Source organism: Pseudomonas sp. FSL L8-0168, assembly GCF_037976155.1.
Taxonomy (GTDB): Bacteria; Pseudomonadota; Gammaproteobacteria; order Pseudomonadales; family Pseudomonadaceae; genus Aquipseudomonas; species Aquipseudomonas paracarnis.
Window position 1 is genome coordinate 4,093,506 of sequence record NZ_CP150262.1, and the last position, 24,929, is coordinate 4,118,434.

Annotated in this window: 23 protein-coding genes; 12 read left to right on the forward strand and 11 right to left on the reverse strand. The window is 60.5% G+C overall.

Annotated features, from left to right (window positions below; genetic code table 11):
- Positions 1-193 precede the first annotated feature (193 nt).
- The 6 genes from MHH62_RS18730 (at position 194) to MHH62_RS18755 (ending at position 8,029) form a co-directional block, all read left to right on the forward strand.
- Positions 194-712 carry a sigma-70 family RNA polymerase sigma factor gene (locus tag MHH62_RS18730; RefSeq protein ID WP_003193922.1) on the forward strand — a complete coding sequence of 173 codons (519 nt, stop codon included), beginning with the start codon at positions 194-196 and terminating at the stop codon, positions 710-712.
- 74 nt (positions 713-786) lie between these two features.
- Positions 787-1,755 (forward strand): FecR domain-containing protein, encoded by a 969-nt coding sequence (locus MHH62_RS18735; RefSeq protein WP_014719754.1) that lies wholly within the window; start codon positions 787-789, stop codon positions 1,753-1,755.
- Between the two features lie 115 nt (positions 1,756-1,870).
- Positions 1,871-4,435 carry a TonB-dependent receptor gene (locus tag MHH62_RS18740; RefSeq protein WP_339231621.1) on the forward strand — a complete coding sequence of 855 codons (2,565 nt, stop codon included), beginning with the start codon at positions 1,871-1,873 and terminating at the stop codon, positions 4,433-4,435.
- 137 nt (positions 4,436-4,572) lie between these two features.
- Positions 4,573-5,181, forward strand: coding sequence for a biliverdin-producing heme oxygenase (locus MHH62_RS18745; RefSeq protein ID WP_133634358.1), 609 nt, complete (start codon positions 4,573-4,575; stop codon positions 5,179-5,181).
- 169 nt (positions 5,182-5,350) lie between these two features.
- Positions 5,351-5,752 carry a YbaN family protein gene (locus MHH62_RS18750; protein WP_014719757.1) on the forward strand — a complete coding sequence of 134 codons (402 nt, stop codon included), beginning with the start codon at positions 5,351-5,353 and terminating at the stop codon, positions 5,750-5,752.
- A 138-nt stretch (positions 5,753-5,890) separates the two neighbouring features.
- A complete protein-coding gene (locus MHH62_RS18755; protein WP_058409966.1) occupies positions 5,891-8,029 on the forward strand; it encodes a methyl-accepting chemotaxis protein in 2,139 nt (712 codons plus the stop codon).
- 135 nt (positions 8,030-8,164) lie between these two features.
- Here MHH62_RS18755 and MHH62_RS18760 read toward each other — a convergent pair whose 3' ends face one another.
- Positions 8,165-8,728 carry an NAD(P)H nitroreductase gene (locus MHH62_RS18760; RefSeq protein WP_003193928.1) on the reverse strand — a complete coding sequence of 188 codons (564 nt, stop codon included), beginning with the start codon at positions 8,726-8,728 and terminating at the stop codon, positions 8,165-8,167.
- A 140-nt stretch (positions 8,729-8,868) separates the two neighbouring features.
- Here MHH62_RS18760 and MHH62_RS18765 point away from each other — a divergent pair, with 140 nt between their 5' ends.
- Genes MHH62_RS18765 through MHH62_RS18775 form a run of 3 tightly spaced genes read left to right on the forward strand, consistent with a single transcriptional unit; the run spans position 8,869 to position 12,504 of the window.
- Complete coding sequence (locus MHH62_RS18765; protein WP_020301347.1) at positions 8,869-10,308, forward strand: di-heme oxidoredictase family protein; 1,440 nt, start codon at positions 8,869-8,871, stop codon at positions 10,306-10,308.
- A gap of 31 nt (positions 10,309-10,339) precedes the next feature.
- A complete protein-coding gene (locus tag MHH62_RS18770) occupies positions 10,340-11,404 on the forward strand; it encodes an imelysin family protein (protein ID WP_054918348.1) in 1,065 nt (354 codons plus the stop codon).
- A gap of 2 nt (positions 11,405-11,406) precedes the next feature.
- Positions 11,407-12,504: a DUF1513 domain-containing protein gene (locus MHH62_RS18775; protein ID WP_034128709.1), complete on the forward strand. Its 1,098-nt coding sequence runs from the start codon at positions 11,407-11,409 to the stop codon at positions 12,502-12,504.
- Between the two features lie 211 nt (positions 12,505-12,715).
- On the opposite strand, the gene MHH62_RS18780 is transcribed toward MHH62_RS18775, so the two are convergent.
- The 5 genes from MHH62_RS18780 to colR form a co-directional block, all read right to left on the reverse strand.
- Positions 12,716-12,943, reverse strand: a complete 228-nt coding sequence (locus MHH62_RS18780) for a hypothetical protein (protein ID WP_003193932.1) — start codon at positions 12,941-12,943, stop codon at positions 12,716-12,718.
- Positions 12,940-13,659 carry a lipopolysaccharide kinase InaA family protein gene (locus MHH62_RS18785; protein ID WP_019817333.1) on the reverse strand — a complete coding sequence of 240 codons (720 nt, stop codon included), beginning with the start codon at positions 13,657-13,659 and terminating at the stop codon, positions 12,940-12,942. The genes MHH62_RS18780 and MHH62_RS18785 overlap by 4 nt, the downstream gene beginning before the upstream one ends.
- Before the next feature lie 4 nt (positions 13,660-13,663).
- Positions 13,664-14,344, reverse strand: a complete 681-nt coding sequence (locus MHH62_RS18790) for a class I SAM-dependent methyltransferase (RefSeq protein ID WP_019817332.1) — start codon at positions 14,342-14,344, stop codon at positions 13,664-13,666.
- A gap of 188 nt (positions 14,345-14,532) precedes the next feature.
- Positions 14,533-15,813: a HAMP domain-containing sensor histidine kinase gene (locus MHH62_RS18795; RefSeq protein ID WP_019817331.1), complete on the reverse strand. Its 1,281-nt coding sequence runs from the start codon at positions 15,811-15,813 to the stop codon at positions 14,533-14,535.
- Positions 15,803-16,486 carry a two-component system response regulator ColR gene (colR, locus tag MHH62_RS18800; protein WP_003193936.1) on the reverse strand — a complete coding sequence of 228 codons (684 nt, stop codon included), beginning with the start codon at positions 16,484-16,486 and terminating at the stop codon, positions 15,803-15,805. Before colR ends, MHH62_RS18795 begins: the two co-directional genes overlap by 11 nt.
- Before the next feature lie 201 nt (positions 16,487-16,687).
- On the opposite strand from colR, the gene MHH62_RS18805 reads away from it, so the two are divergent.
- Both MHH62_RS18805 and MHH62_RS18810 read left to right on the forward strand, forming a co-directional pair.
- Complete coding sequence (locus tag MHH62_RS18805; protein WP_339231624.1) at positions 16,688-18,637, forward strand: LTA synthase family protein; 1,950 nt, start codon at positions 16,688-16,690, stop codon at positions 18,635-18,637.
- A 50-nt stretch (positions 18,638-18,687) separates the two neighbouring features.
- Positions 18,688-19,413 (forward strand): phosphatase PAP2 family protein, encoded by a 726-nt coding sequence (locus tag MHH62_RS18810; RefSeq protein ID WP_339231625.1) that lies wholly within the window; start codon positions 18,688-18,690, stop codon positions 19,411-19,413.
- A 381-nt stretch (positions 19,414-19,794) separates the two neighbouring features.
- On the opposite strand, the gene groL is transcribed toward MHH62_RS18810, so the two are convergent.
- The 5 genes from groL to MHH62_RS18835 all read right to left on the reverse strand — a co-directional run bounded on the left by groL (position 19,795) and on the right by MHH62_RS18835 (position 24,417).
- Positions 19,795-21,441 (reverse strand): chaperonin GroEL, encoded by a 1,647-nt coding sequence (groL, locus tag MHH62_RS18815; protein WP_014719767.1) that lies wholly within the window; start codon positions 21,439-21,441, stop codon positions 19,795-19,797.
- 50 nt (positions 21,442-21,491) lie between these two features.
- A complete protein-coding gene (locus MHH62_RS18820) occupies positions 21,492-21,785 on the reverse strand; it encodes a co-chaperone GroES (RefSeq protein WP_003193940.1) in 294 nt (97 codons plus the stop codon).
- 247 nt (positions 21,786-22,032) lie between these two features.
- A complete protein-coding gene (locus MHH62_RS18825; protein ID WP_003193941.1) occupies positions 22,033-22,509 on the reverse strand; it encodes an FxsA family protein in 477 nt (158 codons plus the stop codon).
- 66 nt (positions 22,510-22,575) lie between these two features.
- A complete protein-coding gene (locus MHH62_RS18830) occupies positions 22,576-23,307 on the reverse strand; it encodes a HugZ family protein (protein WP_339231627.1) in 732 nt (243 codons plus the stop codon).
- 102 nt (positions 23,308-23,409) lie between these two features.
- The gene (locus MHH62_RS18835) at positions 23,410-24,417 is read right to left on the reverse strand and encodes a DUF481 domain-containing protein (protein ID WP_014719769.1); all 1,008 of its coding nucleotides are present in this window, start codon (positions 24,415-24,417) and stop codon (positions 23,410-23,412) included.
- A 154-nt stretch (positions 24,418-24,571) separates the two neighbouring features.
- Here MHH62_RS18835 and MHH62_RS18840 point away from each other — a divergent pair, with 154 nt between their 5' ends.
- Positions 24,572-24,925 carry an MGMT family protein gene (locus tag MHH62_RS18840; RefSeq protein ID WP_014719770.1) on the forward strand — a complete coding sequence of 118 codons (354 nt, stop codon included), beginning with the start codon at positions 24,572-24,574 and terminating at the stop codon, positions 24,923-24,925.
- The last annotated feature ends 4 nt before the right edge of the window (positions 24,926-24,929 follow it).

The window sequence follows — 24,929 nt, forward strand, 5'->3', positions numbered from 1 at the left end:
TGTGTGGGAGCCGGGCTTGCCCGCGATGCAGGCGACTCGGTCGTTCAGTCAAACCGAGGTGATGCTATCGCAGGCAAGCCAGCTCCCACATAAGCCTGGCTCCCACACAATCTCCAAGGCATCTCAAAGTGCCACTTGCCATTTCAGTTGATGATAAGCATTATCATTCACTGCAAATCGGTCTGGTATCACTGTGAGCCAATCTCGCTTCAACCACGTCTTCCTCACCCAACGGGTGATCCTGCTACGAACTCTGCAACGCATGGTGCATAACCACAGCACTGCCGAGGACCTGTTGCAGGAAACCTACCTGCGCGTGACTCGGGCCCTGAGCGAGCGGCCAATCGACCACCTTGAACCCTTTGTCTACCAGACAGCCCGCAACCTGGCGCTGGATCACTTGCGTTCGCGCAGGATTCAGGCGCGTACCCTGCAGGAGGATGTCCCGCTGGATGTCCTGCAAAGCGTCGCCGCGCCGGCCAGCACGCCGGAGGAAGCTACCCAGGCAGAGCAGCTGCTGGAGCACCTGAGTGTCAGCCTCGGCCAGTTGAGCGCCCGCCAGCAGCGGATTTTCATCCTCAGCCGCCTGCACGGTTGCAGCTACCAAGAGATTGCCGATCAATTGGGCGTGTCCTTGAGCACGGTGCAAAAGGAACTCAAATTGATCATGGCTATCTGTGTGGGTGTGGCCGAACGGCTGGATCAGCCTTAAGCTTCACCCGACAGAGGTATCGATCCAAGCTGTAGGAAAAATGAATAAAACGTGGCGAAGACCCGAGGAACACCGTGACGGACCCGAATAAACTGCGCCCCCATGCGTTGGCTCATGAGGTGTTGCAAGACGCGGCCATGGACCAAGCCCTCGATTGGCTGATCGCCTTGCAGTGCCCGCAACCTGGGCAGCAGGCCGCGTTCGACGCCTGGCTGGCCCAGGACCCGGCGCATGTCCACGCCTTCAGCAAGGCCCAGGCCGCTTGGGGTGGCGCGCCGGTACACAGCGCCGCCGTGGCCCTCGCCGCACCGCGCAAGCCCAGCGGCTGGCGCCGGATCAGACCGCACTGGAAACCCCTGGCCACCGCCGCCGTGCTACTGGTCGGCCTGTTCAGTTTCAGCAACCTGCCGGTGCGTTTGCAGGCCGACCATCTGACGGTGGTGGGCGAGCGCCAGCGCCTGCAACTGGACGATGGCTCCAAGGTGCTGCTGAACACCAATTCGGCGTTTTCCAGCACCATCAAGGACCATCAGCGCATTGCCCGCCTCTACCAGGGCGAAGCGTACTTTGAAATAGCGCCCACCCGTGGCCTGCCGCTGGAGATCGACGCGGGCCCGGTGCGCGCCAGCGTGCGCGACACCGCCTTTGCCGTGCGCTACCTCAATGGCGAAGCCCAGGTTCAAGTGCAGCGCGGCGATGTCGACCTGAGCAACACGTTCGACGATGCCCGCGTGCGCCTGAGCGCCGGTGAAAGCATCCGCATCGGCCCCAAGGGTTTCGGCCAACCGGCCAAGCTCGACCCCAGCAAGGATCTGGCCTGGGTGCAGGGCCGGCTGGTATTCGAAAACTGCCCGCTGAGCGAAGTGCTGGCTGAGCTGCGCCGCTATTACCCCGGCTGGATCGTCAACAACAACGAGCAGTTGGCCAGCGTCGCCGTCACCGGCAACTACCGCCTCGACCAGCCCCTGGACGTGGTGCGCTCTCTGGCTCACATCACCTCGGCCAAGCTGTCGGAGTACCCGGCGCTGGTGATCCTGAACTAAATGAGAATTATTTTTACTCGATATTAACCGGCGATACGTCTCGTTATAGCCAATGCAACTGATTCCTATTTGGTTCGGTTCGCAACTATAAGATTCGTATCCCGGAGCGCTCTCGATGTCCTCTCGTTTCAACCGCCGGTCTGCTTCGCCCGTTTTGTCCTTGCTGACCGCCGCGATCCTGCTGGCTGGTGCGCCCGTCATGAGCGCCACCGCCGCGGAACCTGCCGCTCGCAGCCACGCCAACTACACGTTCAGCATCGAACAGCAGCCACTGGTGTCGGCACTCAACGCCTTCACCGCAGTGACCGGCTGGCAAGTGGGCCTGCCGGCCGAACTGGGCCAGGGCGTGTCGTCCCCTGGCGTGCTCGGCCCGCTGCCAGCGGAAAAAGCCTTGGAGCGGCTGTTGGTGGGGACCAACCTGAGCTATCGCAAACTGGGCACCAACAACATCGTGCTGGAAAAACGTAGCGCCGGCAGCGCCCTCGCCCTGCAACAGGTGACCATCAGCGCCACCCGCAATGAACAGGATGTGAACAGTGTACCGAGCACCGTCAGCGTGCACGACCGCGCAGAACTGGACCGCCAGCACGTCAACAACATCCGTGAACTGGTGCGCTACGAACCCGGCGTCTCCGTCGGCGGCGCCGGTACGCGCTCGGGTAACGCGGGCTACAACATTCGCGGTATCGATGGCGACCGCGTCCTCACCCAGGTGGATGGCGTCGAAGTGCCGGACAATTTCTTCAACGGCCCTTACGCCAAGACCCGCCGCAATTACGTCGACCCGGAAATCGTCAAGCGCGTGGAGATCCTGCGTGGCCCGGCCTCGGCCCTGTACGGCAGCAGCGCCATCGGCGGCGCGGTGAGTTATTTCACCCTCGACCCGGATGACATCATCAAACCAGGCCAGGACGTCGGCGCCCGCCTGAAGACCGGCTACAGCTCCGCCGACGAGAGCTGGCTGACCTCCGGCACCTTCGCCGGGCGTGTGCAAGACCTCGACGGTTTGCTGCACCTGAGCCAGCGCAATGGCCATGAAACCGAGTCCTACGATGGCAACAACGCCACCGGCCTGGCCCGTACCGGCGCCAACCCGGAAGATGCGCGCACCACCAACGTGCTGGCCAAGCTGGGCTGGAACTATGGCGATGACAACCGCCTGGGCCTGACCTATGAGAAGTTCAAGGATGACCGCGACGTCAATCTGAAAAACGCAGTGGGCGGTCCGTTCATCGGTGGTCGGGGCATGAACCTGTACCGCGACCGTCGCGGTAACGACACCATTACCCGCGAGCGCTTCGGCCTGGAAAACACCTTCGCCCTGGAGTCGCCGATTGCCGACCGCATCAAGACCAGCCTCAACTACCAGATCGCCAAGACCGACCAGACCACCGCCGAAATCTACCAGGCCGGCCGTCGCGTCTTGCGTACCCGCGACACCCTTTACGAAGAAAAACAGTGGGTCTTCGACGCGCAACTGGACAAAGCATTCAGCCTCGGCGAAACCGACCACCAGGTGACCTACGGCACCACCCTCAAGCAGCAGAAAGTCACCGGCTCACGCGAAGGCTCGGCCTCGTGCCTGGCCATTGGCGCCGGCTGCACCGCCATCGGCGCGCCCAGCCCATCAGCCAGCGACAGCGTGAAAAAGGCCAGCGACTTCCCCGACCCGACCATCAACACCTACTCGCTGTTCGCCCAGGACCAGATCACCTGGGACAAATGGACCTTCCTGCCCGCCGTGCGTTATGACTACACCCGGCTCAAGCCCAAGCTGACCCAGGAATTCCTCAACACCGTCAACCCGACCGGCGCCTATGCCGTCGATGGCAAAGACAAGACCTGGAACCGCGTCACACCCAAGTTCGGCCTCACCTATGCCCTGACCGACAACTACACCTGGTTCGGCCAATACGCCGAGGGCTTCCGCACGCCGTCTGCCAAAGCACTGTACGGTCGCTTCGAAAACCTCAACCTGGGCTACACCGTCGAACCCAACCCCGACCTCAAGCCGGAAACCAGCAAAGGCATCGAAACCGGGATTCGCGGCAAATTCGACGAAGGCTCTTTCGATATTGCGGTGTACTACAACAAGTACCGCGACTTTATCGACGAAGACAACGCCGTGGTCGGCGGCACCGTGGAGCAGTTCCAGGCGGTCAACATCAAGCGCGCCACCATCAAGGGCGTGGAAGCCAAGGGCCGCCTGAACCTGGATACCTTCGGCGCGCCGAAGGGTCTGTATACCCAAGGCTCGGTTGCCTACACCTACGGTCGCAACGACGACAATGGCGAGCCGTTGAACAGCGTCAACCCGCTCAAGGGCGTGTTTGGCCTGGGCTACGACCAGGACAACTACGGTGGCCTGGTGAGCTGGACCGTGGTGAAAAAACAGAACCGCGTCGACAGCACCACCTTCCACGCGCCCGACGGCGGCACCGACGGCCCGTTCAAGACCCCGGGCTTCGGCATCCTCGACCTGACCGCTTACTACAAGGTGAGCAAAGACGTGACCGTCAACGGCGGTCTCTACAACCTCACCGACAAGAAGTACTGGAACTGGGATGACGTGCGCAGCTACGACAGCGTCGGCGAAGCCGGTGTGACCGGCCCGGCCAACCTCGACCGCCTGACCCAGCCCGGTCGCAACTTTGCGATCAACGTGATCTGGGACATCTGACCCATCCGCCTCACCTCGCCGCCCTTGCAGCCGCGGCGAGGTGAGGATTTTTTACTGTGCCGCGTCTTCTTGTTCGTCTAGTTGATAACAGCTCTCTTCAGGGCGCCCAGGCGCTTCTCTTCTCAAGGACTTTTTCCATGACCGCTTCTTCCACCGCAGAACGCCCAAGCCTGCGCTCCCAACGCCTGAACCAGATCACCAACGAGCCGCACACCAAGCTCGACGCCTTGGTGAAAGCTCACGCGCCGTTCGAAACCCAAGCCAACTTCGCCCGTTTCGTGGTGGCCCAGTACCTGTTCCAATCGGAACTGGTGGCCATGTACAACGATGCCGAGTTGAACCAGATCATCCCTGACCTGGCCGCCCGCTGCCGCGCCGAAGCGGCCAAGCTCGACCTGGCAGACCTGGACACCGAAATCCCGGCCCCGGTTGCCGGTGCGGTGAATAACCCCAGCAAAGCCGAAGCTTTGGGCTGGCTGTTCGTCTCCGAAGGCTCCAAGCTGGGCGCTGCGTTCCTGATCAAGCGCGCCGTGGGCCTGGGCCTGAGCGAAACCTTCGGTGCCCGCCACCTGGGCGAGCCGGCCGGTGGTCGCGCCGAAGGCTGGAAAAGCTTCACCCGCACCCTCGACGGCCTGGCATTCAGTGCCGAAGAAGAAGCTGCCGTGGAAAAAGGCGCGATTGATGCGTTTGTGCGCTTCACCGTGTTGCTGGAACAGGCGTACGCTAGCGCCCCAGAACTGGCGTAAGCGTTCTGGTAATCAGCGGTTCAATGTGGGAGCTGGCTTGCCTGCGATGGCGGTGGGTCAGCTCCAGATATTTAACCTGATACACCGCCATCGCAGGCAAGCCAGCTCCCACACTTGGGTGCATTTCATGGCTGATAATGTGTAAACCTTCCCACCAGAAAACTGCAGCATGACCGGCAAACCCCAATCCTCCTCCAAAATCGCCCAAGTCCTCTTTGGCCTGCTGGCCTACGTGAGCCTGGGGATCGGCTTGGTGGCGATTGTCATACCGGGGTTGCCCACCACCGAATTCATCTTGCTCGCCGCCTGGGCCGCCACCAAAAGCTCGCCGCGCCTCAGCGCCTGGCTGGAAAACCATCGCCTGTTCGGGCCGATCCTGTCCAACTGGCGCAATGGCAAGATCATCGCCCGCCGCGCCAAGGTCAGCGCCACGGTGAGCATGTTGCTGTGCGCCGTGCTGATGCTGGTGATGCTCGATCACGGCTGGCCGGTGTACCTGGCGATTGCCGGGATGAGCCTGGGCAACCTGTGGATCTGGTCCCGCCCCGAGCAGCTCGCACGCCCCGTATAACGGCCGGTGTAGGCATTTTCCTACCGCTCATCGCCTATTTCTCATGAATTGATTTGTGACGCCGATGTTTCAGGTACGGCGCCGAATGGACTTGGCTCTTCTGCGTGCATTCCAACAAGTCCATTCGTGAGTGAACCTATGTTCGACACCCTCTCCATCCGCTTGAAAATCGTGTTGCTGTCCGGCCTGTGCCTGCTGGGTGTGATTGCACTGGTGGTCGGCATCAATATCTACAACACCAACCAGAACGATCGGTTGGTCAGTGATTCAAGCTCACGAATGCTCACCGCCAGCGTTGAGCAGTTGCTGCAATCCAAAGCGGCCGAACAGGCCGGCCACTTGCAGCAGACCTTCGGCGAAAACCTGCTGGTGGTCACCGCCCTGGCCGACCAGATCAAAGACCTGCGTCAGTTGGGCACCCAACGCGCCCTTGAAGCCGGGGCCCTGCGTGAAGAGCTCAACCGCAGCGTCAAAACCGCGTTCGAGCGCAACACCAAAGTGCTGGGCATCTGGTTGTCGTTCGAACCCAACGGGCTGGATGGCAAGGACAGCGAATTCATCGACGACAAGGCACGCGTCTCCAATGAAAAAGGCCGGTTTTCCAGCTACTGGAGTCGTGCTGGCGGCGAAGGCCAGAACACCATCATGGTCGAAGATGACCTGACCAAGACCACCCTCAACCTCAGCGGCACGCCTTACAACATCTGGTACACCTGCCCACGGGACACGCGCAGCACTTGCCTGCTGGACCCGTACGAAGACACGGTGGCCGGTAAACCGGTACTGATGACCACCATTTCCCTGCCGCTGATCGTCGACGGCAAAGTCATCGGCGTCGTCGGCGTGGACATCGCCCTCACCTCCCTGCAAGCGACCACCGATGCTGCGCAGAAAGACCTGTTCAACGGTGCCGCCCACCTGGAGATTCTGTCCAGCACCGGCCTGATCGCCGCCTACAGTGGTGAACCGGCCAAAGTCGGCAAGAACCTGATCGACAGCATCGGCGCCGAAGGCAAGGAGATCGTGCAACTGTTGGCCAATGACCGTCCGGTGATCCGTGAGCAGGACGACACCATTCGTGCCGTGTACCCGCTCAAGCCGATTGCCGGTGCCAAATCCTGGGGCGTGGTGATCAAGCTGCCCAAAGCGGTGATGCTGGCCGACAACGAAAAACTGCAAGCCGTACTCGACGAGGCCCAGGCAACAGGCACGCTAAAAGCCCTGCTGGTGGCCGCCGCCGCTGGCCTGCTGGGCTTGCTGTTGATCTGGCTGACCGCTACTGGCGTGACCCGCCCTATCAATAGCGTGGCCGCCATGCTCAAGGACATCGCCAGCGGTGACGGCGACCTCACCCAGCGCCTGGCCTACGCCAAGAAGGACGAACTGGGCGAGCTGGTGAACTGGTTCAACCGCTTCCTCGACAAACTGCAGCCGACCATTGCGCAGATCAAGCAAAGCATCACCGAAGCTCGTGGGACGGCCGATCAGTCGTCCGCCATTGCGCGCCAGACCAGCGAAGGCATGCAGGTGCAGTTCCGTGAAATCGACCAGGTCGCCACCGCGTCGAACGAAATGAGCGCCACCGCCCACGACGTGGCCAACAGCGCCTCCAATGCCGCCAGCGCGGCACGCGGCGCCGACCAGTCGGCTCGCGAAGGCATGTCGATCATCGAGCAGAGCACCCGCGATATCACCACCCTGGCCGACGAAGTCAGCAAAGCCGTGGGCGAAGTCGAAGCCCTGGCGGTCAACAGCGAGCAAATCGGTTCAGTGCTGGAGGTGATCCGCAGCATTGCCGAACAGACCAACCTGTTGGCGTTGAATGCGGCGATTGAAGCGGCGCGCGCTGGGGAAAGCGGACGTGGCTTTGCGGTGGTGGCCGACGAAGTGCGCAACCTGGCCAAACGCACCCAGGACTCGGTGGAAGAAATCCGCCTGGTGATCGAGCGTATCCAGAGCGGTACTCGTGGCGTAGTGGCGACCATGCACTCCAGCCAGCACCAGGCGCAGAGCAATGCCGGGCAGATCCATCAAGCCGTGCAAGCCCTGGGCAAGATCAGCGACGCGGTCACCGTGATCAGCGACATGAACCTGCAAATCGCCAGCGCGGCCGAACAGCAGAGCGCGGTGGCCGAAGAGGTCAACCGCAACGTCTCGGCGATTCGCACCGTGACCGAAACCCTCACGGGCCAGGCCACCGAGTCGGCGGCGATCAGCAGCCAGCTCAATGCGCTGGCCAGCCAGCAGATGAAGTTGATGGATCAGTTCAGGGTCTGACTCGGTTCTGAAAACACTAAACATCTGGGTGGGAGCCGGGCTCGCCCGCGATGCAGACAACTCGGTGTATCTGTGAAACCGAGTCGATGCCATCGCAGGCAAGCCAGCTCCCACATAGAGCAGAACAGCGGTGAATTACCGACCGGGCCAAGCCTGGACGAACGGCGTCAGGTCTTCCTTCGGCGCCGTACGCGGTGGGTTCTGCGGTGTGCCCAGGTAGAGAAAGCCAATCACTTCTTCATTCGCCGCCAACCCCAGGCCTTTGGCGACATGGGCCGAGTAGGACAATTCGCCAGTACGCCACACCGCGCCAATACCCTGGGCATACGCCGCCAGCAGAATGCCGTGGGCCGCACAGGCGGCGGCCAGCAATTGCTCGGACTTGGGCACTTTGAAATGCTCTTGCAAGCGTGCAATCACCACCACCACCAGCGGCGCACGCAGCGGGCCGTTCTGGGCTTTATCGATGGCGGCTTGCGGTGCGTCGGCGTCTTGCAGGCGGGCGGCTTCAGCCAACAGCGTGCCCATCTGTTCACGGGCTGCGCCTTCGACGGTGAGGAAACGCCACGGGCGCAGTTGACCATGGTCGGGCGCGCGCATGGCGGCGGCGAACAGCAGGTCGCGCTGCTCCTGGGTCGGTGCCGGGTCGAGCAAACGGGGCACGGAAACACGGTTGAGCAAAGCGTCGAGAGCCTGCATTGGCCACCTCCATAAAAAAATGTGCAGCCATTCTAGCGGGAAAGAATCGGGATGCCACCAAACGATAATTGCTCTTATTCAATCTGCCCTGCCCTGTTAGACTTTGCGCCTTAATTTTCTGCCCTCGTCCAGGAATCTCGATGTTCCGTGCGCTTTTGTACCTGCCTGCAGCGTTGATGGCTTTAAGCCTGACTGCTTGCGATGACGCCCCTCGCTTCACGAAAGCAGAGCCGGGTGAATCGCGGGCCGGTGGCGCGGCGACGGTAAACAAGCGCGACCAGAACGCCTTTTCCCTGCCATCGGCCAACCTGGCGCCGACGCGGCGCCTGGACTTCAGCGTCGGCAACAGTTTCTTTCGCAACCCGTGGGTGATTGCGCCGTCCACCACCACGGCGCGCGATGGCCTGGGCCCACTGTTCAATACCAACGCCTGTCAGAACTGCCATATCAAGGATGGCCGTGGCCACCCGCCGCTGCCCGACGCGCCCAATGCCGTGTCGATGCTGGTGCGCCTGTCCATCCATCCCTCTATTACAGAGCAGCCAGCCTACGCCAAGCTCATCGAACAGATCGGCGTGGTACCCGAGCCGGTCTACGGCGGGCAACTCCAGGACATGGCGGTGCCCGGCGTTGCGCCGGAAGGCAAGGTGCGGGTCGACTACACACCGGTCAACGTCAGGTTCAAGGACGGCACGCTCGTTGAATTACGCAAGCCCGACCTGCAGATCACCCAACTCGGCTACGGCCCGATGCACCCTGACACACGCTTCTCGGCGCGTATCGCCCCGCCGATGATCGGCCTGGGCCTGCTCGAAGCGATCAGCGACGCCGATATCCTGCGCAACACCGACCCCAAGACCGCCGACAAAGAGGCTATTGTCGGCCGCGCCAATTGGGTCTGGGATGACGCTCAGGCCAAAACTGTCCTCGGGCGTTTTGGCTGGAAAGCCGGGCAGCCCAACCTCAACCAACAAAACGTTCACGCGTTTTCTGGTGATATGGGCCTCACCACGTCCCTGAGACCCTTCGATGACTGCACCGACGCCCAAGTGGCCTGCAAACAGGCGCCCAACGGCAATGGCCCGCAGGGTGAACCGGAAGTCAGCGATAACATCCTGCGCCTGGTGCTGTTCTACACCCGCAACCTCGCGGTGCCCGCACGTCGGGACGTTGATACGCCGCAAGTGCTGGCCGGCAAGAACCTGTTCTACCAGGCCGGTTGCCAAGGCTGTCACAAGCCCAGCTTCACCACCGCCGCCAATGCCGCCGAACCTGAACTGGCCAACCAGGTGATTCGCCCCTACAGCGACCTGCTGCTGCACGATATGGGCGAAGGCCTGGCCGACAACCGTAGCGAATTCAAAGCCACTGGCCGCGACTGGCGCACCCCGCCGCTGTGGGGTATCGGCCTGACGCAAACCGTGAGTGGTCACACCCAGTTCCTGCATGACGGCCGCGCCCGCAACCTGCTTGAAGCCGTGCTGTGGCATGGCGGTGAAGCCCAAGCGGCGCAGCAACATGTGTTGTCGTTCAATGCCGAGCAGCGTGCCGCGTTGCTGGCGTTCCTGAATTCTTTATAAGCTTTGCCCCACTTACAGAAGGGAGCTCGACATGTTTCGTCCCAAGTTGTTGTTCACCAGCCTCGCCGCCCTGGCCTTGGGCGCCTGCTCGCCCCAAGACCCGCAAGCAGTGACCTCGGCAGCCATCGCCAAGCAAGTGATCCTGCCGACCTACAGCCGTTGGGTTGAGGCCGACCGTCAGTTGGCCGTCAGCGCCCTGGCCTATTGCCAAGGCAAGGAAAGCCTGGACACCGCCCGCGCTGACTTCCTGCACGCACAAAAAGCCTGGGCCGAGCTGCAACCGCTGCTGATCGGCCCGCTGGCCGAAGGCAACCGGGCGTGGCAGGTGCAGTTCTGGCCAGACAAGAAGAACCTGGTCGGCCGCCAGGTCGAGCAACTGGTCAGTGCCCAGCCGCAGATCGACGCCGCGGCCCTGGCGAAATCCAGCGTGGTGGTGCAGGGCCTGTCGGCCTACGAATACATCCTCTACGACGCCAAGCCCGACGTCGCCGACGAAGCCCAGAAAGCCCGCTATTGCCCGTTACTGATGGCCATCGGCGAGCGCCAGAAACTCCTGGCCGAAGAGATCCTGGCCAGCTGGAACAGCACCGACGGCATGCTCGCGCAGATGACCAAGTTTCCGAACCAGCGCTACGCTGATTCCCACGAAGCCATCGCCGACCTGCTGCGCGTGCAAGTGACCGCCCTGGACACCCTGAAGAAAAAACTCGGCACCCCAATGGGCCGCCAGACCAAGGGCATCCCGCAACCGTTCCAGGCCGATGCCTGGCGCAGCCAGTCGTCCCTGCAGAGCCTGGAAGCCAGCCTCGCCGCAGCGCAGACCGTGTGGGTGGGCGTCGATAACAAAGGCCTGCGTGGCCTGCTGCCGGCGGACCAGAAGCCCCTGGCCGAGAAAATCGACGCCGCCTACGCAGCGTCGCTGAAACTGTTCGCCAGCAACCAGCGCACCCTCAACGAACTGTTGAACGACGACGCCGGGCGCCAGCAACTCAACGACATCTACGACAGCCTCAACGTAGTCCACCGCCTGCATGAAGGTGAACTGGCCAAGGCGCTGGGCGTCCAACTGGGCTTTAACGCCAACGACGGTGACTGATGATGCTCAGGCGACAGGCTTTGGCGGTGGGCAGCGTGCTGCTCAGCGCTATCACCTTGGGTGGCTGGACGCTGTTCAAGCACAAAGACAAAGGCCCGCTGCTGCTGTCGGCGCGCGATGATGCCGACGGCAAGCACTACGCTGTCGGCTATCGCCTGGACGGCAAGCCGGTATTTGCTACTCAGGTCAGCCAGCGCTGCCATGACATCATCAACCACCCGACGTTGCCGATTGCGTTGTTCGTCGCCCGTCGCCCAGGCACCGAGAGCTACCTGATCGACCTGCGCGATGGCAGGCTGCTGCAAACCATCACCTCCAACGCCAACCGCCATTTCTATGGGCATGCGGTGATCCACAAGAGCGGTGACTGGCTGTACGCCACCGAGAACGACACTTCCGACCCTGGCCGCGGCCTGTTGGGTGTATATAAGTTCGAAGGTGAGCGGCTGGTGCACAGCGGCGAGATATCCACTCACGGCATCGGCCCGCATCAGGTCTCGTGGATGCCCGACGGCGAGACGCTGATCGTGGCCAACGGTGGCATTCGCACCGAAGCCGAAAGCCGGGTAGAGATGAACCTCAATGCCATGGAGCCGAGCCTGGTGCTGATGCGCCGTGACGGCAGCCTGATCAGCAAGGAAACCCTGGCCCAGCAGATGAACAGCGTGCGGCACATGGGCATCGCCAGCGATGGCACCATCCTCACCGGGCAACAGTTCATGGGCCCGTCCCAGGAGCGTTCCGAGTTGCTGGCGATCAAGCGCCCGGGGCAGCCGTTCGTGGCGTTCCCAGTGGCGGATGAACAGTTGCAGGCGATGGGGCATTACACCGCCAGCGTGGCGGTGCACAGCGAACTGCGCCTGGTGGCGTTGACGGCACCTCGTGGCAATCGCTTTTTTATCTGGGACATGGACACCGCCGAACTGCGCCTGGATGGGCCCTTGCCGGACTGTGCGGGGGTGGGTGCGGTGGCGGATGGGTTTGTCGTGACATCAGGACAGGGGCGGTGCCGCTTCTATGATTGCCGCCAGGAAAAGTTACTGGCAACACCACTGGAGTTACCGGCGGGGTTCTGGGATAACCACCTGCACTTGGTCTAAAGACCGACGACATCAAAATGTGGGAGCGGGCTTGATCGTTCCCACGCTCTGCGTGGGAATGCAACCCGTGACGCTCTGCGTCACTGGCGCTAACGGACGAGACGCAGAGCGTCTCAAGAGGCATTCCCACGCAGAGCGTGGGAATGATCATGCCTGGCGCACCATAAAAAAAGGGCCTCGCATGGCAAGGCCCTTTTCGGGGTCAATCGTTTCAACTTTGCGGCCTCATCGCTTGAGACATGCCGAACATGAATAACAGCAATTCATGGTCGGGCTTGGCCGCCACACTCGTCTTGGCAATGCGTGGCAGCAGGCATTGCCCGCCACCGTCTACCGCACTCAACACTTGTGTACGAGGTTGTTCCCATACCGCCAGGGCCAGGGCTGCAACACCCAATGCCCCGACCAGAAACAAACCTCGTGCGATTTCTAGCTTCATCTGGTTAAACCCTTGATAGCGCTGCCAAACGCCGTCTCGTAAAAGTAGCTGAGTTTTTTCCAGTCGGTATCATTCCACGACGAATGGCGACGCAATTGCAGCATGTCGTGGGACGCGGCCCGATAAGCGGTCAGGCGCTGGCGGCATTTCTCAAAGTCCAGCAGGGCCACTTCCACCGTCGCCGCATCAGGCTCACCGGTCACCCGCACGAAAATGTGCTTGATATACAGGCAACCGTGTTGCCAGCGGCCTTTGTGCATACGGGCCAAGGTGCCGGCCAACTCTTGCAGCAGGCGCTCGTGGACCGCCTCGCCATACTGTTCGCGGCCACCGGCGGCGTACCAGTTTTCAATCTCGTCGAAACCGTCCAGAGACGCGGTGACCAACAGGGCTTTCCACTGGTGCTCTGGGTCGCGACGTGCTTCGCAAAACACCAGTTCCGGCACACGCACATCCAGCAAACGCAGGCCTTTGAGGGCATCACGCTCACGCAGCACGGTCGGACGCCCAAAGGGGTGCAGCCAGCTGCGGTAAATGTGGCCGGTCTGGCGCTTGCAATAGAGCAAACGGCCATTAGGGCTTATGACCCGTTGCACGCCACTTTCACCACCACGTCGGCGGTTGGGTTCTTCCACCCATTCACCCTGTTGACGCCAGAAAAAATCAAATCGTTCTTCGGGAGCTACATGACTGCCTACTACGCACTCAACTGCCATCCTGTTACCTCTTGCGCAATACATACACTCGCCACATGGCGTAGAGCGGTATGAAATCCAGGGATTCCTGAACACGGAAACCGGCCTGCTCGAATTCTGCCTCGACAGTAGCAGCCGGTAACACAAACCGGTTTTGGTAACCTTCCTGCTCACCTTTTTTGCGACGACGCACTTCGCTGCGCTTGCGCTTCCAGGCCTTGAAATTACCGTCTACCCACAGCGAAATAATCACGCTGTCGCGGGTAACACGTTGAAACTCGCGCAATATCGTCAATCTGTGCTCTGGATCACCGATGTGGTGCATCAAGCGCATGCAGAAAATACTGTCGACGGAGTTATCTGGCAAATCGATATCAAAGGCAGACGTCTGCAAAGGGCGTACCCGTTTCACCACCTCTGCCGGTTGGGCAGCGGTGGCGATCTTCAACATCGACGCCGAATTGTCAGCTCCGATAATCACACGGTTGGGTTTTTCGGCCAGCAACGGCCAGAAACGTCCAGCGCCACACGGCAGGTCCAACACCAGGCCCGGCTCACCGGCCATGGCCAAGGCGCCGCGCGCCAACTGCTCGTCGCGTTTGTGGGACAACCGGCGAGCCAGATTGTCCTGATGCTTGAGCAAATATTTCTGCGCGTGTTGATCGTCGTACTTGTCAGAAAATTCCAGCTTGATCGGGGAAGGCATCTTACGTCTCCAGTAACTGATGCCTACGACCTTAAGCAGCGAACTGTGATCAACAGGTCAACTCGTTGTGAAAATCTTGTCCTGTCCAATTGCATACATTTCAAGACTTTACAGAAACATTCAGTAGCACCGGGCCATCTTCGCCGAAAAGCGGGCAGTCTGCATCAGCAAAACGACAGACTGAAGGGTCAGGTTTTGACTGGACTGAGCTCCACGTGAAAACGGCAGCCATTGGGCTCCATAGTGCTCAGGCTTACGCTCCAGCCCTGGCTTTCGCAGATCCGTTGCACCAGTGAGAGCCCAAGGCCAAGGCCCTCGCCACGCTTCTCGCTACCGCGCACGAACGGCTCGAACATCGCTTCGCGCTTCTCTTCGGGGATCCCGACACCGGAGTCCTCCACCGTGAAACCACTGGGCTCCAGGGTCAGGCGGATAAACCCGTGCTCGGTGTAATGCAGTGCGTTGCGCAGCAGGTTGCCCATCACCGCGTGCAAGAAGGTGGTGTTGTAGCGGGTGTCCAGGGGGTTACCCGGCAGGTAGATCAACGCCAGGCCTTTTTTCTCGATGGGCTCGCGCCAGATACCGAGCAGGTCTTCGGCCACCTGGGTGAGGTTGCCTTGGGGTGAACTGGCAGCGTCGTCGTGTTTGGCGCGGGCCAGCATCAGGAAGGTTTGCACCAGCTCGCGCATTTCTTCACAGGCACGGGCTATGCGCTCTACCTGGTTGCGACCACGTTGATCGATGGCCGGGTTTTCGCGCAACAGTTCGCAGGAGCTGGCCAGGACCATCAAGGGCGTGCGCAACTCATGGCTCACATCGCTGGTAAACAATTGCTCACGTGACAGCGCCTGGCGTAAACGCCCCAAGGTGGCGTCGAACGCCACCGCCAGTTCGCCCACTTCATCGGCGGCGTAATCCGGCGCCAGAGGCGGTGCCAGGCCCAACAGTTGGTCACGATGACGGACCTGGCGGGCCAGGCGTACCACCGGCGCCATCACCTTGCGAGCCAGCACCCAGCCGAGGAACGCCGCCAGCGCCAGGCTGAGTACGAACCCCACCAGCACCACCGCAAACAGCACGCGCTCACGTTCTTCGAAATCGCTCTGGTCTTGCAGCAACACATAACGTCGGCCATCGACCACTTCAACCATGGCGTGGTACGACAGCGCCTCGCGAAACACCTCATGGAACCCCGGGTCCAGATGGCGCAGGTCCTTGGGCAGTTCAAAATCGCCACGCCCGCCGCTGAAATAGAACAGCTGGTCCGGCTCCGGCCGATGGTTCCAGTCTTCGACGCTGTCCATCAACAGCAGGCGTTGCAAGTCGCCGCCCAAGCCCGCCGAGATCAACTTCTCTTCCACCAGGTGCACGGTCGCAATGATGCCGATGGCGAAGGCCCCCGCCACCAACGCACTCATCAAGGCGAAGGCGATGATGATCCGTTGGGCAAGGCTTTGCTTAAACTCCATCACGCCCCTCGGCCAAGCGATAACCCACACCATGCACCGTTTGCAGCAATGGCTTGGCGAAGGGTTTGTCGATCACTTGGCGCAATTGGTGAACATGGCTGCGCAGGCTGTCGCTGTCCGGGCAGTCGTCTCCCCACAGAGCTTCTTCGAGAACTTCCCGACGCAGAACGTGCGGGCTTTTCTGCATCAGCACGGCGAGCAGTTTCAGACCCACGGGGTTGAGCTTGAGCAGGCGCCCTTCGCGGGTGACTTCCAGCGTATCGAGGTCGTAGTTCAGGTCACCCACTTGCAGGGCACGACGCCCGCCGCCCTGGGCACGGCGCAACACCGCTTCGATACGGGCGGCCAGTTCCGACAAGGCGAAGGGTTTGAGCAGGTAGTCATCGGCGCCGGACTTGAAGCCCTGCAGCCGGTCGTCCAGTTGATCGCGAGCGGTAAGCATGATTACCGGAGTGTCACGGCGCGCGTCTTCGCGCAGGCGCTTGCACAGGGTGTAGCCATCGATGCCGGGCAACATGATGTCGAGCACGATCAGGTCGTAATGCTCGGTGGCCGCCAGGTGCAGGCCCGACAAACCGTCCTGCGCACAGTCCACTGTGTAGCCTTTGAGCCCCAGGTAATCGGCCAGGTTGGCGAGGATATCGCGGTTGTCTTCAACCAATAGAATTCGCATGGGCAGTGTCTCCGTACGCGGTAACGGCCGTGTTGGCTCGCGCAGCTTAAGGCCAAGCGGGGCTCAGGGATAGAGCGCAGAGCCCCGCTGATAAAGGTTTTCAACTGTTTGCAGAGCCGAACAAGTTTTTCACTATAGCTTCACAAACTGACTACAGCCTCAGGAAGAAGATCGCCCCCCATTGATCTAAGGAACATAGACATGGGTTTTTTCAAAACTGCACCAATGCGCTATTTGTTGTTGATTACCGGTACCTGGTTACTGGTTTTCCTGCTTACGCGCAGTGTGCTGCTCATCACTCACCTAGATGAAGTCGGCGGCAACCTGCTGCCGGTGTTTGGCGTAGGTGTGCTCTACGACCTGGCCTTCCTCGCCTACGCAGCCTTGCCGCTTGGCCTGTATTTGCTGCTCTGCCCGCCAGCCCTGTGGCGCCGCCGTGGCCATCGCTGGTTCCTGCAAGCGGTGCTGACCGTCAGCCTGTTCGCCATGCTGTTCACCTCGGTGGCCGAATGGTTGTTCTGGGATGAGTTTGGCGTGCGCTTCAACTTTATCGCTGTCGATTACTTGGTGTACTCCGATGAGGTACTGAACAACCTGCTGGAGTCTTACCCGATCGGCAAGCTGCTGAGCCTGCTGGCGATGCTTGCACTGATTCTGAGCGTGGCTCTGCGCAAGCCCTTCAATGCCGCGATGGCAGCGCCCGTGCCTGCGCTGCGTGGCCGTTTGGTCAACGCCCTGGGCCTGCTGGTGCTCGCCGGCCTCAGCCTGCAACTGGTCAGCCAGGACAGCCCACGCACCCAAGGCGGTAACGCGTACAACAACGAATTGGCCAGCAACGGGCCTTATCAGTTCTTCGCCGCCTTCCGTAACAACGAACTGGATTACACCCAGTTCTACAAAAGCCTGCCGACCGACGTCGTCGCCAAGCAGTTGCGCGCCGAACTGAGTGAGCCCAACGCCCGCTTTATCGGCCCGGACCCGCTGGATATTCGCCGTGCCATCACCAACCCCGGCACACTGCGCAAGCCCAACATCGTACTGGTGACCATCGAGAGCTTCAGCGCCAAGTACATGGGCAGCAATGGCGATGCGCGCAACCTCACGCCCAATCTGGATGCATTGCGCCAACAGAGCCTGTACTTCAATAACTTCTACGCCACCGGTACGCGCACCGACCGAGGCCTGGAAGCCATTACCCTGGCAGTCCCGCCGACGCCGGGACGTTCGATCGTCAAGCGCATCGGCCGCGAAAGCGGGTTCGCCAGCCTGGGGCAACAGCTCTCGGCCATCGGTTATGACAGCGTATTTGTCTACGGCGGGCGCGGTTACTTCGACAATATGAACGCGTTCTTCAGCGGCAACGGTTATCGGGTCGTGGACCAGAGCAGCGTGCCAGAGTCGGAGATCTCGTTCAAAAACGCCTGGGGCATGGCCGACGAAGACCTGTTCAAACAGACCTTGAAACTGGCCGACGCCGATTACGCCAAGCAGCAGCCGTTCTTGCTGCAACTGATGACCACCTCCAACCATCGCCCTTATACCTACCCGGACGGGCGTATCGATATCAAGTCCGGCAAGGGCCGCGACGGCGCGGTGAAATACACCGACTACGCCATCGGCCAGTTCCTTGAGGCAGCGCGCCAGAAGCCGTGGTTCGATAACACGATCTTCGTGTTCGTCGCCGACCACACCGCCGGCAGCGCAGGCAAGGAAGACCTGCCGATCACCAACTACCAGATTCCGCTGTTTATCTACGCGCCCAAGCTGATCGACGCACGGGAATCCGCTCAACTGTCCAGCCAGATCGACCTGGCGCCGACCTTGCTGGGCCTGCTCAACCTGAGCTACGAATCGACATTCTTTGGCCGCAACCTGCTGCAAGACAACCCATTGCCTCCACGGGTGGTAGTGGGCAATTACCAGCACCTGGGTCTGTTTGATGGCAAGGACCTGGCGATCCTCAGCCCGCGCCAAGGTTTGCGTCGCCACGACCAGGCTCTGGGCGAGAGCCAGGAACTGCGCGTCGGTAGCGATGACCCCTTGATCCAACGGGCGATCACCTACTACCAGGCCGCCAGTTACGACTACAAACAGCAACTGCTGAGCTGGAAAGCGCCCAAGGAAGAGGCTCCAGTCTTAAGCAAACGCTAATCAAAAAGCCCCGTGCAGGTGAGCGCGGGGCTTTTTTACCAAGGTTCGAGATGAAATCCCCCTCCTCTTTACCGGTTTCCAAACCGCTTGATTTCTGGCTGTGCCTGGGCCTGCCTGCCGGCGCTGCAGTAGCCTTGCTGTTGCTTGAACTGACGTCACTGGACATGGACCTGGCCAGGCATTTCTATAGCGCAGAGGCTGGCGGCTTCATTGGCCGCTATAGCTTTTTCCTTGAAGACATCCTGCATGACCGTGCCAAGCAACTGGTGATCCTGTTTTCGGTGCTGGCGATTCTGGGCTTGGTCGGCAGCTTCATCCTGCAGCGACTCAAGCCGTACCGCCGTGAACTGGTGTGCCTGGTGCTGTCGCTGGGAATGGCGACGGCGTTCGTGTCGCCGTTGAAAACCATCACAGCCGTGCAATGCCCCTGGAGCCTCAAGGAGTTCGGCGGCCAGGAAACCTACAGCGAACTGCTCAGCCCGCGCCCGCCTACCGATAAACCAGGCCGTTGCTGGCCCGGCGGACATGCCGCCACCGGGTTTGCCTTGTTCGCCTGGTTCTTCGCCTTGCGGGATCGACGGCCGCGGCTGGCCCGATATGCGTTCATCTTTGCCGTCAGCCTGGGCAGCGTGTTTTCAGTCAGCCGTATGCTGCAAGGGGCGCATTTCTTTTCCCACAATGTGTGGACAGCGATCTTTTGCTGGCTGATCTGCCTGGGGCTGTATTGCTTGTTGCTGTACCGGCCTTCACGGCAAGCCGTGATGCCGGTCAGTTAAGCGAATGCAACGAAGATCAAATGTGGGAGCTGGCTTGCCTGCGATTGGCCATAAGTATCGACACAACTTTGCAGCGGTCGACGGCAACTACAATCTCGATAACCACGCTGGCCGAACGCAGGCTTGAACTCCTGGGTAACCCGGCAGGGCGGCCCCTAGATGGCCGTTGCCTGACTAACGGATATGAACGCGCTCTGATCCAACATTCCTGCAGGCTGGCAGGCCGTCTTCGCAGGCAAGCCAGCTCCCACATTTTGACCGCCGTGCATCAGTTAGATAAGCGTGGCTGTCAGGCCGCCGTCGGGTGGGTACAGCCGTGCATAAAAAAGCCCCGCCTGCATCACTGCAGGCGGGGCTTTTTATAGCGCCGGGTAGGCTGGCTTACATCATGCCGCCCATGCCACCCATGCCGCCCATGTCTGGCATACCGCCGCCAGCCGAGCCTTCTTTCTTCGGTGCTTCAGCGATCGCAGCTTCGGTGGTCAGGATCAGACCGCCGATGGAGGATGCTGCTTGCAGCGCGGAACGAGTCACCTTGGTTGGATCCAGGATGCCCATTTCGATCATGTCGCCGTACACGCCAGTCGCAGCGTTGTAACCGTAGTTACCTTTGCCGTTCTTGACTTCGTTGACCACAACGCTTGGCTCGTCGCCGGAGTTGGCAGCGATCTGGCGCAGCGGTGCTTCAACGGCACGACGCAGTACAGCGATACCTACGTTCTGGTCAGCGTTGTCGCCGGTCAGCTCAGTCAGGGCTTCCAGAGCACGGATCAGCGCAACGCCACCGCCAGGTACCACGCCTTCTTCAACGGCTGCACGGGTTGCGTGCAGGGCGTCTTCAACGCGGGCCTTCTTCTCTTTCATTTCAACTTCGGAGCCAGCGCCAACCTTGATCACTGCAACGCCGCCAGACAGCTTGGCCAGGCGCTCTTGCAGTTTTTCACGGTCGTAGTCCGAGGAAGTCTCGGCAACCTGTGCACGGATCTGAGCGATACGGGACTCGATGTCGCCTTCAACGCCAGCACCGTCAACGATGATGGTGTTTTCCTTGGACAGGGTCACGCGCTTGGCGCTACCCAGGTTTTCCAGGGTGGCGCTTTCCAGGCTCAGGCCGATCTCTTCGGAGATAACGGTACCGCCGGTCAGAACGGCGATGTCCTGCAGCATGGCCTTGCGACGGTCGCCGAAGCCTGGCGCCTTGACGGCTGCAACCTTGACGATGCCACGCATGTTGTTCACAACCAGAGTCGCCAGGGCTTCGCCTTCAACGTCTTCAGCCACGATCAGCAGTGGGCGGCCGGCTTTGGCAACGGCTTCCAGCACTGGCAGCATTTCGCGGATGTTGGAGATCTTTTTGTCGACCAGCAGGATCAGCGGGCTGTCCAGCTCGGCAACCATGGTGTCCGGCTTGTTGACGAAGTACGGGGACAGGTAGCCACGGTCGAACTGCATGCCTTCTACAACCGACAGTTCGTTTTCCAGGCCCGAGCCTTCTTCAACGGTGATCACGCCTTCTTTACCGACTTTTTCCATGGCTTCGGCAATGATGTCGCCGATGGAGCTGTCGGAGTTGGCGGAGATGGTGCCTACCTGAGCGATGGCCTTGGTGTCGGCGCATGGCTTGGACAGGTTCTTCAGCTCTTTGACGATGGCGATGGTCGCCTTGTCGATGCCGCGCTTGAGGTCCATCGGGTTCATGCCGGCAGCAACGGCCTTCAGGCCTTCGTTGACGATCGACTGAGCCAGTACGGTTGCGGTGGTAGTACCGTCACCTGCGTCATCGTTGGCACGGGAGGCAACGTCTTTGACCAGCTGCGCGCCCATGTTTTCGAAACGGTCTTCCAGTTCGATTTCTTTGGCGACGGAAACGCCGTCCTTGGTGATGGTCGGAGCGCCGAAGCTCTTCTCGATGATCACGTTACGGCCTTTCGGGCCCAAGGTCGCTTTTACTGCGTCAGCCAGTACGTTGACGCCAGTGAGCATTTTCTTGCGGGCGGAGTCGCCGAATTTAACTTCTTTAGCAGCCATGATCGATATTCCTTAAATACTTTGTAGTAACGGGAAAATGAGCGAGGAAATCAGTCTTCCAGAACGGCGAGAATTTCGTTCTCAGCCATTACCAGCAGGTCTTCGCCGTCTACTTTCACAGTGTTGCTGCCGGAGTAAGGGCCGAAAACAACCTTGTCACCCACTTTCACGGCCAGTGCGCGTACATCACCGTTCTCCAGGGTTTTGCCTGGGCCAGCAGCGACGATTACACCGTGGTTGGCTTTTTCAGCAGCCGAACCTGGCAGAACGATCCCGCCAGCGGTTTTCTTTTCTTCTTCGCTGCGACGGATTACGACGCGGTCGTGCAGAGGACGAAGCTTCATTGTCGATCTCTCCTAATTGTGTTTTTCATCGGCCGGTATCAATTCCGGCGGGTTAAATTCCGGCGGTGCCGGTCGCGGCTCGCGGGGCGAGACGCGGAAGTCTGTCTGATGTCACCACCAGAAACCTTGCGGTGACCGTTACATAAGGGCGCCCAGGCTTATTACAAGGGGCCGAGGATGAAATTTTTTGTGTCGACTCAAGGGTAAATGCAACACGGCACCCGAAGGTGCCGTGCCAGTGAAGCGGTTACTTAGGGTCGCGGTGTTCGAATTCGCCTTCGATCACATCACCTTCACGCCCCAGGGGTTGGCGTGGAGCCGGACCACCACGGGGTTGCAGGTCGTCGGCGAACGCACGCTGGCGCATCGCGGCCTCTTCAGCACGCTGGCGCATTTTGCCGGCCAGCAGCTTGCGGGTGAACGGCAGCAAGAGCACCAGGCCAAGCACGTCGCTGATAAAACCCGGCAGGATCAGCAGGCCACCGGCCAGGGCCATCATCAAGCCCTCAAGCATGGTCTGGGCCGGCAGTTCGCCGCGGTTCAGGCTTTCACGGGCACGCAGCGCGGTCGCCAGGCCGGCGACACGCAGCACCAGCACGCCGAGCATGGAGCCTACGATGATCAGCAGCAGCGCCGGGAAGAAACCGATCGCACCGCTGACTTTAACGAATACGAACAGCTCCAACACCGGAAACAGCAGAAAGAGCAATAAAAAAGGGCGCATCAAATGGTTCCTCAACGCAAGAATGCCTTGCCAGTTCACCTTAGATGACGTCGCCATTGCGTGAATTCAAGCAGTAGCCACGGTTTTTTTCGGCCAGACCTCGGCGTTCGCCAATGAAACCAGGGCTTCGCGTACTTGTGTCGGCGTATTGCAGGGCTCGGCAAACCCTAGCCAATGTAACGATTGGCCAATGCGCAGGTGCATGCCTTCGCTGTCGATACCGGCCAACTGCGCAGGCTCGGTGGTTGGCAAACCGCCCAACTCAACGTAATGGGCGATGGCCTTGGTGTGATCGCTGTTCATGTGCTCGATCATGCTGCGCTCGGCCTTGCCCGCAAACGGGTTGGCCAAGGTCAACTGGTCGACCCAATGGATCGCGCCAAACCCACCGATATAACGGTGGCGCACCGGCTTGAGCACCCAGAAATCAAAATCGTGGGCCCTGTGGTAGTTGGCCGAATCAGGGAAGTAGCGGTAGTAGCGCTCTGCAGCCGCTTCGATGGCGGCGGGGTCTTCCAGCTTCTCGGCTTCGGCCAGGTAGGTCAGGCGCCCGACGGCTTGCACATCATCGGCCTCGCGCTCACCCACCAGCAGCGAACACTTGGGGTCTTTTTGCAGGTTATGGGTGTGCTGGGCAATGCGGCTGATCAGGATCAGCGGGCGGCCCTGCTCGTCCAGGCAGTAGGGCACCACCGAGCCGAAGGGAAAGCCGGGCATGGCTTTGGACTGTGTGGCGAGCGCCCCACGGTATTCCTTGAGCAACAGCTCTCGGGCGTTCTTGGCAACCTGCGTGCTCAATATAGGATTCCTCGGATGTTCCGCGACCCATGGCATATGGGAATGGATCTCAACACAAGGTAATCAATATCTGCGCAGGTTGCCAGAGGGGCCGACGCCGGTTTACCAGGCCACGCCAAAGCCTGCGGTGTAGCGGGTCTTGCTCAAGCTGCTGTCGGAGTCGCCGCTGATGACGTCACGCTCAGCCTTGAGGTTGAGGGACGCCCACTCGGTGACTTTGTAGCGCAGGCCCATCTCGGCATCCAGGGAGTAATCGGCCGGACCGTCCAGAGGCTTGCCCAATTCGCCGTTGGTGAAGAACTCTACGGTCTTGCCCACCAAGTAGCGGTTGTAGTTCCACTTCATGGCCAGAGAGTAGAAGTTGTCCTTGCCGCCGTCGGCATATTCGTAATCGGTACGGTTGACCAGCGACCCGAGGGAGAACGCGCCCAACTCATCGTCCCAGAACTGGTAGCCCGGGCCGGTACCCACGGTGCGCTGGCGCGCCAGGTCTTCGACCTTGTCGCGCTTGTAGGTCAGGCGCCCCTGCCAGAACCAGTGCTCGGTGATAAAGCGGTCCAGGTCGTATTCCAGGGCCCAGTTGTCGGTGGTGGTGACGTCGTCCTGGAACTCGCGGTTGTACTCGCCCTTGCCCGTATGGCGCCACTGGCCGTGACGGGCCGAGGTCTTGAAGTCGATGTCGTAGTCGTTGGTGTCTTTGTCCGCGCGCTTGTAGTCCAGCGCCAGGTCGACGTTACCCTTCCACACCAGGTCTTCGATCACGGGCTTGGGCTTCATGATCTGTTGGATACTTGCCAGTTCCACCGTCTTGGGCGCCTCGCCATTGGCCAGCACCACCTTGCCGTCATCCGATGCCTGCAAGGACTTGGCCTTTTCACCGCTGTAGGCGTCTTGCTTGACCAGCAGCTCCTGGTCACTTTCCAGGGTTTTGACCTGCTTCCAGTCCACCGGAATGGAGCCTGCGTAGGTGGTTTGGATCAGCAACTTGCCACCGTCGAAGACTTTTATCTTGCCAGTGAGCCGGTCACCGTTTTTCAACCAGACGGTATCGGCGAGCAAGGGCGTGGAAGCACTGAAAACAGCAAGGCACAACAGGGTTCTGGACAACATAAGCAGGTACGGGGCTCAGGATAGGCGAAAAAAGGGGCGTTATAGTGTTACATGGCTAGAACTGACTCAAGGATTTATATTGAGTTCAATACTCATCGTCATGTTTACAGACGTTTCTGACAAAACAACGACGATCTCAACGGATATCTCCACAGTGATCCCACCTGCAGATGCACCACAAAGCCCCGCCGAGATGCGCCGCACCGCCTTGTACCTGACGTTATCGCAGGTGCCCGAAGGCTGCGTGGTGAGTTATGGCGAGCTGGCCCACCTGGCGGGTCTGGGGCGTGCTGCCCGCTGGGTCGGGCGCACCCTGAGCCAGTTGCCGCAAGACACGCGGTTGCCCTGGCATCGGGTGCTGGGTGCCGGTGGTCGGATAAGCCTGCCGGTGGGCAGTGCCTCGGGCGACGAACAACGTGCGCGTTTACGTAGCGAAGGCGTCACTATCCTGAACAATCGTGTTGATATTCAGCGTCATGGCTGGCGCCCGGTAGAGCACAGCGGTTAGAGTG

Coding starts and splice junctions, on each gene's coding strand:
- MHH62_RS18745 (WP_133634358.1), top strand. CDS start 4,573: ATGACCGCTTCTTCCACCGCAGAACGCCCAAGCCTGCGCTCCCAACGC.
- MHH62_RS18820 (WP_003193940.1), bottom strand. CDS start 21,785: ATGAAGCTTCGTCCTCTGCACGACCGCGTCGTAATCCGTCGCAGCGAA.
- MHH62_RS18825 (WP_003193941.1), bottom strand. CDS start 22,509: ATGCGCCCTTTTTTATTGCTCTTTCTGCTGTTTCCGGTGTTGGAGCTG.
- MHH62_RS18795 (WP_019817331.1), bottom strand. CDS start 15,813: ATGGAGTTTAAGCAAAGCCTTGCCCAACGGATCATCATCGCCTTCGCC.
- MHH62_RS18765 (WP_020301347.1), top strand. CDS start 8,869: ATGTTCCGTGCGCTTTTGTACCTGCCTGCAGCGTTGATGGCTTTAAGC.
- MHH62_RS18775 (WP_034128709.1), top strand. CDS start 11,407: ATGCTCAGGCGACAGGCTTTGGCGGTGGGCAGCGTGCTGCTCAGCGCT.
- MHH62_RS18740 (WP_339231621.1), top strand. CDS start 1,871: ATGTCCTCTCGTTTCAACCGCCGGTCTGCTTCGCCCGTTTTGTCCTTG.
- MHH62_RS18810 (WP_339231625.1), top strand. CDS start 18,688: ATGAAATCCCCCTCCTCTTTACCGGTTTCCAAACCGCTTGATTTCTGG.
- MHH62_RS18760 (WP_003193928.1), bottom strand. CDS start 8,728: ATGCAGGCTCTCGACGCTTTGCTCAACCGTGTTTCCGTGCCCCGTTTG.
- MHH62_RS18785 (WP_019817333.1), bottom strand. CDS start 13,659: ATGGCAGTTGAGTGCGTAGTAGGCAGTCATGTAGCTCCCGAAGAACGA.
- MHH62_RS18835 (WP_014719769.1), bottom strand. CDS start 24,417: ATGTTGTCCAGAACCCTGTTGTGCCTTGCTGTTTTCAGTGCTTCCACG.
- groL (WP_014719767.1), bottom strand. CDS start 21,441: ATGGCTGCTAAAGAAGTTAAATTCGGCGACTCCGCCCGCAAGAAAATG.
- MHH62_RS18780 (WP_003193932.1), bottom strand. CDS start 12,943: ATGAAGCTAGAAATCGCACGAGGTTTGTTTCTGGTCGGGGCATTGGGT.
- MHH62_RS18790 (WP_019817332.1), bottom strand. CDS start 14,344: ATGCCTTCCCCGATCAAGCTGGAATTTTCTGACAAGTACGACGATCAA.
- MHH62_RS18805 (WP_339231624.1), top strand. CDS start 16,688: ATGGGTTTTTTCAAAACTGCACCAATGCGCTATTTGTTGTTGATTACC.
- colR (WP_003193936.1), bottom strand. CDS start 16,486: ATGCGAATTCTATTGGTTGAAGACAACCGCGATATCCTCGCCAACCTG.
- MHH62_RS18750 (WP_014719757.1), top strand. CDS start 5,351: ATGACCGGCAAACCCCAATCCTCCTCCAAAATCGCCCAAGTCCTCTTT.
- MHH62_RS18770 (WP_054918348.1), top strand. CDS start 10,340: ATGTTTCGTCCCAAGTTGTTGTTCACCAGCCTCGCCGCCCTGGCCTTG.
- MHH62_RS18755 (WP_058409966.1), top strand. CDS start 5,891: ATGTTCGACACCCTCTCCATCCGCTTGAAAATCGTGTTGCTGTCCGGC.